Annotated in this window: 10 protein-coding genes; all 10 read left to right on the top strand. The window is 70.0% G+C overall.

Annotated features, from left to right (window positions below; all coding sequences use genetic code 11):
• The first annotated feature begins 105 nt into the window (after positions 1-105).
• The 10 genes from ACX114_RS13190 (at position 106) to lysS (ending at position 13,518) form a co-directional block, all read left to right on the top strand.
• On the top strand, positions 106-2,259 hold the full coding sequence (locus ACX114_RS13190) for a tetratricopeptide repeat protein (RefSeq protein ID WP_459298093.1): 2,154 nt from the start codon (positions 106-108) through the stop codon (positions 2,257-2,259).
• A 3-nt stretch (positions 2,260-2,262) separates the two neighbouring features.
• Positions 2,263-3,381, top strand: coding sequence for a DUF4388 domain-containing protein (locus ACX114_RS13195; protein WP_459298095.1), 1,119 nt, complete (start codon positions 2,263-2,265; stop codon positions 3,379-3,381).
• Positions 3,382-3,477: 96 nt separating this feature from the next.
• The gene (locus tag ACX114_RS13200) at positions 3,478-4,548 is read left to right on the top strand and encodes a PhoH family protein (RefSeq protein ID WP_459298097.1); all 1,071 of its coding nucleotides are present in this window, start codon (positions 3,478-3,480) and stop codon (positions 4,546-4,548) included.
• Positions 4,549-4,765: 217 nt separating this feature from the next.
• Positions 4,766-7,279, top strand: coding sequence for an HD family phosphohydrolase (locus ACX114_RS13205; RefSeq protein ID WP_459298099.1), 2,514 nt, complete (start codon positions 4,766-4,768; stop codon positions 7,277-7,279).
• Positions 7,276-8,157: an rRNA maturation RNase YbeY gene (gene ybeY / locus ACX114_RS13210; protein ID WP_459298101.1), complete on the top strand. Its 882-nt coding sequence runs from the start codon at positions 7,276-7,278 to the stop codon at positions 8,155-8,157. Before ACX114_RS13205 ends, ybeY begins: the two co-directional genes overlap by 4 nt.
• Before the next feature lie 51 nt (positions 8,158-8,208).
• Positions 8,209-9,531 (top strand): Lnb N-terminal periplasmic domain-containing protein, encoded by a 1,323-nt coding sequence (locus ACX114_RS13215; protein WP_459298103.1) that lies wholly within the window; start codon positions 8,209-8,211, stop codon positions 9,529-9,531.
• Positions 9,532-9,581: 50 nt separating this feature from the next.
• Positions 9,582-10,704, top strand: a protein-coding gene (gene prfB, locus ACX114_RS13220; RefSeq protein WP_459298105.1) for a peptide chain release factor 2 whose coding sequence is annotated in 2 segments (ribosomal slippage) — positions 9,582-9,650 and positions 9,652-10,704 — 1,122 coding nt in all. Because the reading frame shifts where the segments join, the coding sequence is not laid out codon by codon here.
• A gap of 155 nt (positions 10,705-10,859) precedes the next feature.
• Positions 10,860-11,492: an RNA polymerase sigma factor gene (locus tag ACX114_RS13225; RefSeq protein WP_459298107.1), complete on the top strand. Its 633-nt coding sequence runs from the start codon at positions 10,860-10,862 to the stop codon at positions 11,490-11,492.
• Positions 11,489-11,869, top strand: coding sequence for an anti-sigma factor family protein (locus ACX114_RS13230; RefSeq protein ID WP_206797929.1), 381 nt, complete (start codon positions 11,489-11,491; stop codon positions 11,867-11,869). Before ACX114_RS13225 ends, ACX114_RS13230 begins: the two co-directional genes overlap by 4 nt.
• Positions 11,870-11,958: 89 nt before the next feature.
• The gene (gene lysS, locus ACX114_RS13235; protein ID WP_459298109.1) at positions 11,959-13,518 is read left to right on the top strand and encodes a lysine--tRNA ligase; all 1,560 of its coding nucleotides are present in this window, start codon (positions 11,959-11,961) and stop codon (positions 13,516-13,518) included.
• Positions 13,519-13,521: the final 3 nt, after the last annotated feature.

Genomic DNA, 13,521 nt, shown 5'->3' on the forward strand with positions numbered 1-13,521 from the left:
CATTCACTCCCGAGCAATCCCCCCGCCGCGGGCTCCTGTAGCACGGGCGGAGGGCACCACATGATTTCGGATCGTCCCGCCTGTCGCCTATCATCGGACGTCCGGATGCTCCGCTCGTTCCTCGGCCTGTGTTGCAGCCTCGTGCTGCTTGTCCCCGCGCGCGCCCCTGCGTTGATGCAGGAGCCGCTCCTGCGCATCGAGGAGAAGGTCATCGAGCCGGAGCCGGATCCCAGCACCTTCCAGGCCACGGAGGATGATCCGGTGGAGGACACCGGCTCCGAGGAGGCCGAGGAACCGGATCCCGAGCCCCGCCCCGACACCCGGCGCCGCGTCATCGCTCCGCCGCCCCTGAAGCCGGCCGCTCCCGCCGAACCCGCGCCCCCGCCCGTCGTCGTCCCGGCCAAGCCCGCCGTCACCCCGGTGATGGCGCCGAAGGTGACGGACGCGGAGCTGCTGGCCGTCTGGGAGAAGTGGAAGGCGGCCCGCTCCCGCAACGCCCTGGCCGAGGCGGAAGCCGCCCAGAAGGAGCTGCTCAAGCTGCGCGAGGAGGTGCTCGCCTCCGACCTGGAGCCCCTGAGCATGGGCTTCGTGCGCGAGGCCGGGGTCCGCCGCCGCGCCGGGGACCTGAAGGGCGCGATCGCGCTCCTGGACGTGGCCGTGGCCCTGTCGCCCGGGCTGCCCGCCGCGCGCTTCGCCCGGGCGGAGACGTACGTGGTGGAGGATCCGCTGAACGTGCCGCGCGGGCTGGGCGAGTGGAAGTCCGCCCTCGTGACGCTGCTCTCGGACGCCCGCTACCGCCGGCCCGCGCTCACGGACCTGGGCGCGCTGGTGCTCGCGGCGTGGGCGGCCACGGCGGTGGCGGTGGTCGCGGTGCTCTTCCTGCGGCGGATCCGCTACGCGCTGCACGACTTCCACCACCTGTTCCCCCGAGCGGTGACGCGCTGGCAGTCCGGGCTCCTGGGGCTGATGCTCCTGGCGCTGCCCGTGGTGCTGGGCGCGGGGCTGGTGCCGGTGCTGCTGCTGCTCTTCGCGTCGGTCGCGCTGTACGTGGGCCGCGCCGAGCGCTGGGTGGCCGCGGTGCTGCTCATGGGCCTGGGCGTGATGCCGCTCGCCGCGGGGACGCTGGCGCGCTTCACCGTCTTCGCCGGCACGCCCGCGGAGGACGTCTACCTGCTGGAGCGCGGCGGACTGTCCGCGGAGGGCGCGGCGGCCCGGGTGCGCGCCCGCGCGGAGGCCCGCACCGCCCGCTTCCAGGAGCTGGGGGCGCTCGCCTGGTACGAGGCGCGCCGGGGCCTGCTGGAGGAGGCGCGGGCGGACTTCAAGGCCGCCTCCGCCCTCAAGTCCGGCGACGCGCGGATGCTCACGCGCTTCGGCAACGCGCTGCTGGGCCTGGGCGACGAGGACGGCGCGGTGCTCCTCTACACGCAGGCGTCCAAGGCGGATCCGTCCATGGCGGCGCCGCACTACAACCTGGGGCAGGTGTACCGGCGCCGGGCCCGGCTCCTGCCGGATGATCAGCTGGGCAAGGAGCTGGACCGCTCCACCTCCGCCATCGCCCAGGCGCAGGCCCTGGACGACTCCATCCTGCGCCGGGATCCGCCGCCGGAGGACCGCCCCCTGCTCAACCTCCTGCTCTTGGCCCCGACGGTGCCGGAGCGCGACTGGATGGACCTGGCGGACGGCACCCAGGAGGGCGCCCGCGTGGAGGGCCAGGTGGGCCGGTGGCTGTCGCCCGTCCTTCCGGCGGGCCCGGTGGGCTGGGGGCTGACCGCGGCGCTCGCGGCCCTCGTCGCCGTCTTCGGTGAGGCCTCCTGGCGCATGAAGGCGTCGCGCGGCTGCGAGCGGTGCGGAAGCGCCGTCTGCCTCCGCTGTGACAAGGACCTGTCCTCGGGCAGCGCGATGTGCGGCCAGTGCGTCAACGTCTACGCGCGCAAGAGCCAGGTGCCCAAGGAGTTCCGCTCGCGCAAGCAGGGGGAGGTGGATCGCCACCAGGCCTGGACGAAGCGGGTGACGTACGCGCTGGGCGGCCTGGTGTCCGGCGCGGGCCACGTGGGCACGGGCCTGCCGGTGCGGGGCGCCCTCTATGCCTTCCTGTTCAGCTTCGCCGTGGCCGCGCTGGTGCTCCACCGGGGCCTCGTCCGCACTCCGTACGGGGACGTGCCGCTGTACCTCAAGCTCGTGCCCGCGGGCACGGTCCTCTTCTTCGTCTACCTGCTGACCCTGCGCGGCCTGCGCCGCCACCAGCGGGGGGAGGCCTGAGCCATGTCCCTCAAGGGCACCCTCAAGGATTTCGGCATCGGCGACATCCTGCAGCTGATCGGTCAGCAGCAGAAGACGGGCACGCTCCACCTGCGCAACAAGGACCAGGAGGTGCGCGTCGGCTTCCAGGACGGCCACATCATCAAGGCCGAAAGCCTCACCCGGAAGCGCAAGGAGCTCATCGGCGCCATGCTGGTGCGCGCCGAGATCATCACGGAGACGCAGCTGGAGGCCGCGCTGGAGGTCCAGAAGCGCACCCTCAAGCGGCTGGGTGACGTGCTGGTGCAGAGCCACGCCCTCACCGCGGAGCGCTTCCAGCACATGGCGCAGCTCCAGGTGACGGAGACGCTCTACCGCCTCTTCACCTGGAAGGCGGGCACCTACGAGTTCATCCAGGAGCCCGTGGAGCCCGGCCCCGAAGGCATCACCCCGCTGCGCGCGGAGACGGTGCTGATGGAGGGCTTCCGGATGGTGGACGAGTGGCCCGTCATCCGGAAGCGCATCCACCGCGACGACATGACCTTCGAGCGCGTCAAGGCGCTCCCGCCGCCCCGCGCCAACGCCGACGAGGGCGGGGAGCTGGGCGTCATCGGTCCGACGGAGCGCCACGTCTACGAGGAGATCGCCGTGGGGCGCGACCTGCGCCGCATGGTGGACCTCTGCGGCCTGGGCGAGTTCGAGACCTGCAAGGCGCTCTACAACCTGGTCAAGGGCGACTACGTGCGCGCCATCGACCCGGAGGGCCGCGCGCCCGTGCCGGAGGACACCCGCCTGGTCGCCCGGGTGGCAGGCCCCCTGGGGCGCATCGCGGTGACCATGGCGGTCATCGCGGGGCTGGCCTTCATCGCGACCCGCTGGGTCGGGGGAACCGGGCATGAACCCGGCGCCTCCCGGTTGGGGGATCCCGCCGCCCAGCGTCAGATTGCCCACGCGCAGCGCGTCCGCATCGAGGCCGCGCTGGAGGTGTTCCAGTTGGAGAAGGGGACCCTCCCGGAGCGGTTGGATGCTTTGGTGGATGCCGGATTGTTGAGTCCGGAGGAACTGCGCTACCCGTGGCGGGAGGAGTACTATTACCGCCGCACGGCCGCCCGGCAGTTCATCCTCCTACCGCCCGTGCGCTAGCCCGCGGGCAGGCTCGCCGTCGAGAGATGGCGGGCGTGGGGGGAGGGGCGGCGTTAACTTGAGGGCGAGCGATCACTGAACGAGGAATGACGCGCATTGCGAAATCCCGCCACGCTGGAAGTGCCCGCAGCTCGCGCTGAAACCACCCCCACCTCCGCGAAGGTGGACGTCCGTGACAACGAGACGACCCAGGCCCTTTGCGGAAACCAGAACGAAAACCTCAAGCTGATGGAACGGCGCCTGGGGGTCCGGGTGGGGCAGCGCGGTACGGAGCTGCTTCTCTCGGGGCCCGCGGACGCGGTCGCCTTCGCGGTTCGCCTGGTGGAGAACCTGGAGGAGATGATCCGCGCCGGACGCCCCGTCTACCGTGAGGACGTGGAACAGGCCATCAAGGTCCTGGGCCGCGGCACGGAGTCGCTGCAGGAGGTCATGCTCGGCACCGTCCTCAAGAGCACTGGCAACCGGCAGATCGCCCCCAAGAGCATCGCGCAGAAGCGCTACGTGGACGCCATCCGCTCCCACGACATCGTCTTCGGCGTGGGCCCCGCCGGCACCGGCAAGACGTACCTCGCCATGGCCATGGCGGTCGCCTCCCTCCAGGAGCGCAAGGTCAAGCGCATCATCCTGGCTCGCCCCGCCGTGGAGGCTGGTGAGAAGCTCGGCTTCCTGCCCGGCGACCTGGCGGAGAAGGTGAACCCGTACCTGCGCCCGCTCTACGACGCGCTGCACGACATGATGGCCGTGGAGCGCGCCCAGCACCTGGTGGAGCAGGGCGTCGTGGAGGTCGCGCCGCTCGCGTTCATGCGCGGCCGCACCCTCAACGACGCCTTCGTCATCCTCGACGAGGCGCAGAACACCACCGTGGAGCAGATGAAGATGTTCCTCACCCGCCTGGGCTACAACAGCAAGGCGGTCATCACCGGCGACGTGACCCAGGTGGACCTGCCCACGGGCAAGCTGTCCGGCCTGAACCACGCGCGCTCCGTGCTGCGGAACATCGAAGGCATCCACTTCTCGGAGTTCTCCGACGTGGACGTCGTGCGCCACCCGCTGGTGCAGGAGGTCATCCGCGCCTACGAGCGCTCCGAGGCCTCCCAGAAGGAGGCCCAGGCCGCCCGCGAGGCCACCGCGGCCCCCGAAGCCGCCGCGGCAGGCTCGGAGTCCTGACCTCCTGACGTCGTCGCACCCGCCACCCCCGCTCCCAGCCTTGCGCAGGGACGGGGGTGGAGTCGCTGAAGGGCTTACACCGCTGCTTGTTGGCTTACCCGCAAATTTCGCAGAGCGAACTGGCGTCCGGGCGGCGGCTGTCCCACCCTCACGAATTTTCCCCGTCGCTGCTTCCTTCTAGGGAGCCTGACGTCTTCGCAGGGTGAGGAGTTCCCCCATGGCCGATCCTGAATCACCAACCCCCGGGCCCAGTCCGCTGGACGCGCTCGCGGTCCGCCTGGGGCTCGGGCGGCGTGGGGAGTGGGGCCGGCGCGTCGTGCAGGCCCTCTTGCTGCTCGTCGTCTCCGTGGGCGCGGGCTTCGTCATCTCCCCGGGCCTCTACAGCCAGCAGATTCCGGCGCTCAACGAGGAGAACCTGGGCAAGCCCTTCCGGGCCAACTCGCCGGCCGGCTTCAAGGCCGCGCGCGACTACGACATCGTCCACCAGTCGATGACGGAGCAGCGCCGCCGCGAGGCCCGGAGCGCGGTGCGCCCGGTGTACGACCTCAACCCGGCGGTGGTGGGCAACCTGCGCGCGTCCGTGCGCGCCGCCTTCGCCTCCGCGCGCGAGCACCTGGAGGAGGAGAAGGACGCCCGCGCCGAGGAGACCCCGCAGGAGGAGGGCCAGACCAAGCGCCGCCGCCCCGTGCCGCTCACCCCGGAGGCCCAGGAGCGCCAGCGCCGCGACCGCGAGGAGATGCAGGCCCGCTTCCAGGAGCAGCTCTTCGGCCAGCGGGACGCGGGGCTGGAGTCCGAGGACTTCCAGGCGCTCGTCGCCAACGGCTTCTCGGAGGAGTCGGAGACCGCCACCCTGGTGCTGCTCGACCGGGCCTACCGCGCGGACGGCAGCCAGGTGTACGTGGCCGGCTCGCGGGAGGAGCTGGTGCGTGAGGCGCCCCAGGGCCTCACCGTGCGCGACGTGCAGCACAAGAACGAGGAGACGCTGCCCGCGGGCGCCGCCCAGGTGGTGGACATGCGGGAGGCGCACCAGGAGCAGGACCGCTTCGCCTCCGTGCCCGGCAATGTGATGCCGGACGCCCCGGCGGTGCAGCGCCGCGCGGTGCTGCGAATCGCCAAGCGGCTCGTGCGCCCCAGCCTGACCATCAACATCGCGGAGACGGACCTGCGCCGCCGGCTCGCGGGCGATGCGGTGAAGGACGCCGTCATCGCCATCAAGAAGGGCCAGCGCGTCATCGGCGACGGCGAGCTCGTCAACGAAACGCACCTCGTCATGCTGCGCGGGATGCGCGCGCAGACGGACCGCCTGGACCTGCTCCAGTTGCAGGTGGGCGGCACGGGCCTGGTCGCCCTGCTGGTGGTGGCCTTCTACGGCTTCTGCCGCGCGGCCTTCCGCCGCTTCCGCCCCACGCGCAAGGACGGCGTGCTCCTGGGCCTGCTGCTGGTGGGCCTGCTGGGCCTGCTCCAGGTCTGGGTGTCCATCGCGGACGCGGTGCAGGACCGCTACACGGCGCTGCCCATCGAGGCCTTCTATTACGCCTTCCCGGTGGCCGCGGGCGCCATGCTGGTGCGCTTCATCCTGGCGCAGGAGCTGGCGCTGTTCTTCGCCATGGTGTTCGCGTGCCTCGCGGGCGTGATGCTGGGCAACTCGCTGGCGTTCGGCATCTACACGCTGGTGGGCTCGCTGGTGGCGGCGGACCGCATCGTCAAGGCGAAGGACCGCGTGGGCATCTTCCGCGCGGGCCTCGTCACCGGCGTGGCCAACCTCATCGCGGTGCTCTTCCTGTTCCTCGTGGAGGGCAAGGGCCTGGCCGGGGACACGGTCATCACCGCGCTGTGCGCGTTCTTCGGCACCGCGCTCGCCGTGCCGGTGATGGTGATGGCGCTGACGCCGCTCATCGAGGCCACGTTCGGCTACGCGTCGGACATCAAGCTCTTGGAGCTGGCGAACCTGAACCACCCGGCGCTCAAGGAGCTCATCGTCCAGGCGCCCGGCACGTACCACCACTCCATCATCATCGGCACGCTGGTGGAGAACGCGGCGGAGACGATTGGCGCCAACCCGCTCCTGGCGCGCTCGTGCGCGTACTACCACGACATCGGAAAGGGCCGGAACCCGCTCTACTTCGGGGAGAACCAGAAGGGGGAGAACCGGCATGACGGCCTCGCGCCCGCGATGAGCGCGGTCATCATCAAGCGCCACGTGACGGAAGGCCTGGAGATGGCCCGCCAGTACCGCCTGCCCAAGCTGGTGGCGGACGCGATTCCGCAGCACCACGGCACGCGCACGGTGGGCTTCTTCTTCCACAAGGCCCTGAAGGAGCAGGAGGGCAAGGAAGGCGCGCCCCCCATCGATGAGAGCATCTACCGCTACCCGGGCCCCAAGCCGCAGTTCCGCGAGGCGGCGCTGGTGATGATCGCCGACGCGGTGGAGGCCTCCACGCGCTCCATGCCGGACCCCACCAGCGCGAAGCTCCAGGCGCAGGTGCAGAAGATCATCAACATCATCTTCTCCGAGGGCCAGCTCGACGAGTGCGACCTGACGCTCAAGGACCTGAACCTCATCGCCCAGTCCTTCCTGCACACGCTGGAGGGCATCTACCACACGCGCCCCGTCTACCCGGCGGGCGCCATGGGTGGGGGCAAGGGCGGAGGCGCGCCGCTGATGATGGCGCCCGCGCCCGCGAAGACCGACGCGAAGGACACGAAGGTGCGAACGGCGGGCATGTCATGAGCCGCAAGGTGGAGGGCGTGAAGCTGCGCAAGGGCAAGGTGATTCCGCGCGACGACGGCAAGCGCATCGAGGAGTTCGTCGGCGTGGCCAGCACGCAGACGGAGTCCGCGTCCGTGGCGCGCATGCGGGCGCCGCCGGGCTGGAGCGAACCCGCGCAGACGCCGGAGTTCGACGAGGTGGTGCTCGTCCTCACGGGCGAGCTCACCCTGGTGGTGGACGGCAAGCGCGAACGGATTGGCGCGGGCGAGGTGGGCCTGGTGCCGCGCGGCAAGCGCGTGGTGTACCGCAACGACTCGCAGGGCGCGTGTGACTACTGGTCCATCTGCGCCCCGGCGTTCCGCGTGGAGCTGGCCCACATCGAGAAGCCGGCGCCCAAGGCGAAGGCCGCGGACAACCAGGTGACGGTGCAGGTGGCGCACGGGCAGGGCGCGGACTACGAGCGCCTGCTCACCACCTGGGCCCGCGACTACCTCAAGCGCCTGGGGCTCACCGACTGCGAGCTGTCGCTGTCGCTCGTGGGGGACCGGGCCATCCGCCGGCTCAACCGCACGTGGCGCCAGAAGGACAAGGCCACGGACGTGCTGTCCTTCCCCGCGGGCGACCTGCCCAAGGGCACCCCGGGCCCCCGCCCGCTGGGGGACGTGGTCATCTCCCTGGACACGGCGAAGCGGCAGGCGAAGGAGTACGGCCGCACGCTGGAGTCGGAGATGGGCCGCTACCTCGCGCATGGCCTGTTGCACCTGTTGGGGCACGACCATGAGAAGCCTCGCGACGCGAAGCGCATGGCGGCCCTGGAGGAGCAGCTCCTGGGTGAGCGCGGCATGGTGGCGGACTCGCTGACCATCGACTCGCGCGAGCGCCGCGCGAAGCTCATCTGAAATCCCCGCCGGGGGGCTTGCGGCCCCCCGTGCCTCGTGTTGGATGGAACGATGCCCCGCCTGTCGTCTCTCATCGTCGCAAGCCTGTTGGGTCTCCTGCTGTCCGCGTCCCCCGCGCGCGCCGCGTCGGTGCCGCCGTGGGGCACGGGCGAGAGCCGGGGCGAGGACCTGTCCATCTGGCTGGTGACCTTCAGCCCCGGTGACGACGTCTTCTCGTGGTGGGGCCACGGCTCGCTGGTGGTGGAGGACCGCGCCCGCCACATGCAGCGGCTCTACAACTACGGGATGTACTCGTTCGACGACCAGACGGTGGTGCACTTCGCCAAGGGCCGGCTGGAGTTCTGGGTCGGTGAGTCGAGCGTCAACGGCACCTTCCGCTTCTACAAGTCGCTCAATCGCGACGTGCGCGTGCAGGAGCTCAACCTCACGCCCGAGCAGCGCGTGACGGTGGCGAAGAAGCTGGCGGACAACGTGCTGCCGGAGAACCGCGACTATCTCTACGAGCACTACAGCGACAACTGCGTCACGCGCCTGCGCGACATGATCGACGTGGCGGTGGGCGGCCGGCTGTCGGAAGCGGAGAAGGCCCCGGCCCGCATGACGCTGCGCGAGCACACGCGGCGCTACACGGCGGTGAGTCCGCCCGTGAGCTTCCTGCTCGACTTCATGATGAATGACTCCATCGACAAGCCCATCACCCGCCGCGAGGAGGCCTTCCTCCCGGACGAGCTGGAGCAGCAGGTGGCGGAGCTGAAGGTGCCGGGCCCGGACGGGCAGCCGGTGTCGCTGGTGGAGAAGCAGTGGGACTTCTACGCGTCGCCCTCGCGTGCGCGGCCTCCCGCGCAGCCCCCTGCGTTCGGCCCGTACATCCTCGCGCTGGGCGTGCTCCTGGGCGGCGCCGCGCTGGGCCTGGCCGCGTGGGAGAAGAAGGGCAGCCGAGCCGCGCGCATCCTCCTGGGCCTGGAGAACGTGGTGGTGGGGCTGGTGCTGGGCATCCCCGGGCTGGCGCTCGTCGTCATGTGGGTGGGCACCAACCACGTCGTCACGCACCACAACGAGAACCTCTTCCTCGCGAACCCGCTGACGCTGCTGGCCGTGCCGTATGGCCTGCGCCTCACCTGGAACAGCGCGAAGGCGCGCTCGCGGCTCAAGTGGGTGTGGGGCCTGCTCGCGGTGACGGGCGCGCTGGGGCTGGTCGTCAAGATATTGCCCTGGTTCGACCAGGACAACTGGCGCGCCATCGCGCTCATCCTGCCCATCTCCCTGGGCATGGCCGGCGCGTTCTGGCTGGACCGGCTCCGGGCGCTCGTGCCAGGAACGGCGCGCACGCCGCCCCGTCAGGATGCACAGGTGACCTCGCTCAAGGCCTCCTGAAACACCCCGGCTTTCCCAACTGTTTCGCAACGAAGGAGACGACGAACACCATGGCGAACGATTCGATGGAGAAGATCAACGCCCTGAAGGAGCGCCTCAACGCGCTCCGGGGGCATCTTTGACCTCGACCGCAAGCGGTCCCGCATCGCGCTGATTGAGCGTGACTCCACGCAGCCCGACTTCTGGAACGACAACACCAAGGCCCAGGGCCTGCTGAAGGAGAAGTCCACGCTGGAGGCCAGCGTGGGCGCCTTTGACAAGACGATGCGCGGGCTGGACGACGCGCAGACGCTGCTGGAGCTGGCGGCGGAGATGAACGACGAGGCCAGCGCGCAGGAAGCCGAAGGCACGCTCGCGTCGCTGGAGGGCGAGGTCGCCAAGCTGGAGCTGGCGCGGATGCTCTCCGGGCCGCAGGACCGCAGCAACTGCTTCATGGACATCAACGCGGGCGCGGGCGGCACGGACTCCATGGACTGGGCCGCCATGCTCCTGCGCATGTACACGCGCTACGGTGAGACGAAGGGCTGGAAGGTCGAGCTCAGCGACGAGGTGCCGGGCGAAGAGGCGGGCTTCAAGAACGTCTCCCTGCGCATCGAAGGTGAGAACGCCTACGGCTACCTCAAGGCGGAAGTGGGCGTGCACCGGCTCGTGCGCATCAGCCCCTTCGACGCCAACGCGCGCCGCCAGACGGCGTTCGCGTCCGTGGACGTGTACCCGGAGGTCGACGACAGCATCCAGATCGACCTGCCGGAGAAGGACATCGAGCTGAAGTTCATCCGCGGCGGCGGCGCGGGTGGACAGAAGGTCAACAAGACGTCGTCCACGGCGCAGCTGCGCCACCTGCCCACCGGCATCATCATCACCTGCCAGACGGAGCGCTCGCAGTCGGCCAACAAGGACATGGCCTTCAAGATCCTGCGCGGCCGCCTGTACGAGCTGGAGATGAAGAAGCGCGAGGCCGAGCGCGACGCGGCGGAGGCGGCGAAGAAGGACATCTCCTTCGGCTCGCAGATCCGCAGCTACGTGCTGGCGCCGTACCGCATGGTCAAGGACCTGCGCACCGGCGTGGAGACGGGCAACGTGGACAAGGTGCTGGACGGTGACCTGGAGGAGTTCGTCACCGCGCAGCTGTTGGGCGTGAAGAACCCCAACCGCAACGCCTCCGCGGACTAAACGGCACCGGTCCTGTCCGGACGCATCCCACCCCTCCCGGGCCCTGAGGCCGGGAGGGGTTTTTCGTGCCCGGGAACCTTTTTCGCGGGGCCGGTGTCAGGGGGCGGGGCAGGGTGGTGCGGTAGGATGGAGCAGGCCCTACACGGGAGGCGCGGGTGTCACCGGGCGGAGTGCTCGACGTCGGACAGCAGGCCCTGGCCGCCGAGGTCCCGGCCGACCCGCGCCGCGAGGAGCAGGCGCTGCTCGTCCGGCTGCGGCGCGGCGACCCGGAGGCCTTCGAGTCGCTGGTGCACCAGCATCAGGACCGCCTCTACGACTTCTGCTTCCGCATGCTGGGCGACCGCGAGGAGGCCCACGACCTGGTGCAGGAGATCTTCGTCAGCGTGCACCAGAACGTCCGCCGCTTCCGCGAGGACGCGCGCCTGTCCACGTGGCTGTTCCGCATCTCCAAGAACCACTGCCTCAACCGGCTGAAGTACCTCCAGCGCCGGGGGCGGGGCCGCTCGGACGTCTTCGACGAGGTGAGCGCCGCCGCCATCGCGGAGGGTGGGGGCGCCCCGCCGCAGCCGGACGCCGCCCTGGACGCGGCGCGTGAGCGGGCCCGGGTGCAGCGGGCCATTTCCCAACTGGACCCCGATGCGCGCATGCTGGTGGCGCTGCGAGACATCGAGGGCCTGAGCTACGACGAGATAGTCGACATCACCGAGCTGCCCGAGGGGACCGTGAAGAGCCGGCTCCACCGGGCACGCGAGAAGCTGGCGGACCTGCTGGGGCGCTTCGAACCATGAGCGGCGGCGGGTGGAGGTCAACGGACGTGGAACCGCGATTGGATCACCGCGAGGCGAGGGCGCTGTTTCTAGCGCTCGCCGACGAACAGCTCGCAGCCCCCCAGGAGCAGGCGGTGCGCAGCCACCTGGACGGCTGTGAGGAGTGCCGCCAGGGGTGGGACCGCTACGCCCGCACGGTGGAGCGCGTGCGCTCGGTGGAGCGGGAGAAGGCCCCGCCCGCGCTCGCGTCGCTCGTGGCCGCCCGCGTGCGCCGCCAGCGCCGTTTCGGCCTGAAGGGCCTGCACCTGGCGCATGCCCAGCACCGCTTCCCGGTGGAGATCCTCATCCCGCTGCTCCTGGCCGCGGCGGTGGGCGCATTTCTCTTGATGTCTTCCTGACGGTCGTTTCCGGGCAGGCCACCCCCTGGGATGCGTTGCGTACCGGGGGAGGCTTGGCTACGGTGCCGCGCCTTTCATACGAGCGCGTCATGGCCGACACCGAGAACAAGACCCCCCCAGGTGAGAAGAGCGGCGAAGCGGCGGACTCCAGCTCCAAGGAGCAGGAGATCTACCAGCAGCGGTTGGACAAGGCCGCGAAGTGGCGCGAGGCCGGCTTCAACCCCTTCGGCAACGGCTACGCGCCCAAGGACGTGGCGCAGCGGCTCCACGACGACCACGGCCAGAAGAGCGCCGAGGACCTGGACAAGGAAGCCCCCCAGGCGGACGTCGCCGGCCGCATCGTGGCCATGCGCTCCTTCGGCAAGGCCGCGTTCATCAAGCTGCGCGACCGCTCCGGCGAAATCCAGGTGCACGTGAAGAAGGACGCGCTGGGGGACCTCTATGAGGTCTTCAAGCAGTGCGACCTGGGCGACTTCGTCGCGGCGCAGGGCACCGTCTTCAAGAGCAAGACGGGCGAGCTCTCCATCGCGGCCGCGAAGTTCGTGCCCCTCACCAAGTCCCTGCGCCCCATGCCTGAGAAGTGGCACGGCCTCACGGACGTGGAGATCCGCTACCGCCAGCGCTACCTGGACCTCGTCTCCAACCCGGACGTGAAGCAGGTCTTCTTGAAGCGCAGCAAGCTGGTGAGCTTCATCCGGAACTTCCTCGACGGGCGCGACTTCGTCGAGGTCGAGACGCCGATGATGCACCCGCTGGTGTCGGGCGCGGCGGCGCGGCCCTTCATCACGCACCACAACACGTACGACGTCGACCTCTACATGCGCATCGCGCCCGAGCTCTATCTGAAGCGGCTCGTGGTGGGCGGCATGGAGCGCGTCTACGAAATCAACCGCAACTTCCGCAACGAGGGCGTGAGCACCCGGCACAACCCGGAGTTCACGATGCTGGAGTTCTATCAGGCGTACGCCACGTACGAGGACCTGATGAACCTCACGGAGGAGATGCTCTCGGAGGCCTCCCGCCACGTCACCGGCGACTCCAAGGTGAAGTACGGCGAGCACACCATCGACTTCGGCAAAGGCTGGAAGCGCATCCCCATGCCGGAGGCCATCCGGGAAGCCGTCCCCGGCCTGTCCGACAAGGACATGGTGGACGTGGACCGCCTGCGTCACGAGCTGCTCAAGACGGTGCACTCGGAGATGGAGCGCCGCGCCGTGGACGCCATGAACCACGGTGAGCTGGTGGGCGCCCTCTTCGAGGCCCACGTCGAGCACACGCTCATCCATCCCACCTTCATCACCCAGTATCCCACCGCCGTCTCCCCGCTCGCCCGCCGCAACGACCAGAACCCGGAAATCACGGACCGGTTCGAGCTCTTCGTCGCGGGCCGGGAGATCGCCAACGCCTTCTCCGAGCTGAACGACCCCCTGGACCAGAAGGGCCGCTTCCAGGCCCAGCTGGACGCGAAGCAGCGGGGCCAGCAGGAGACCATGGACTACGACGAGGACTACATCCGCGCCCTCGAACACGGCATGCCGCCCACGGCCGGTGAAGGCATCGGGATTGATCGCGTCGCCATGTTGTTCACGGACGCCGCCAGCATTCGTGACGTGATTCTCTTCCCCCTCCTCAAGCCGCTGGCGAAGTAGCCA

Source organism: Corallococcus sp. M7 (assembly GCF_054512695.1).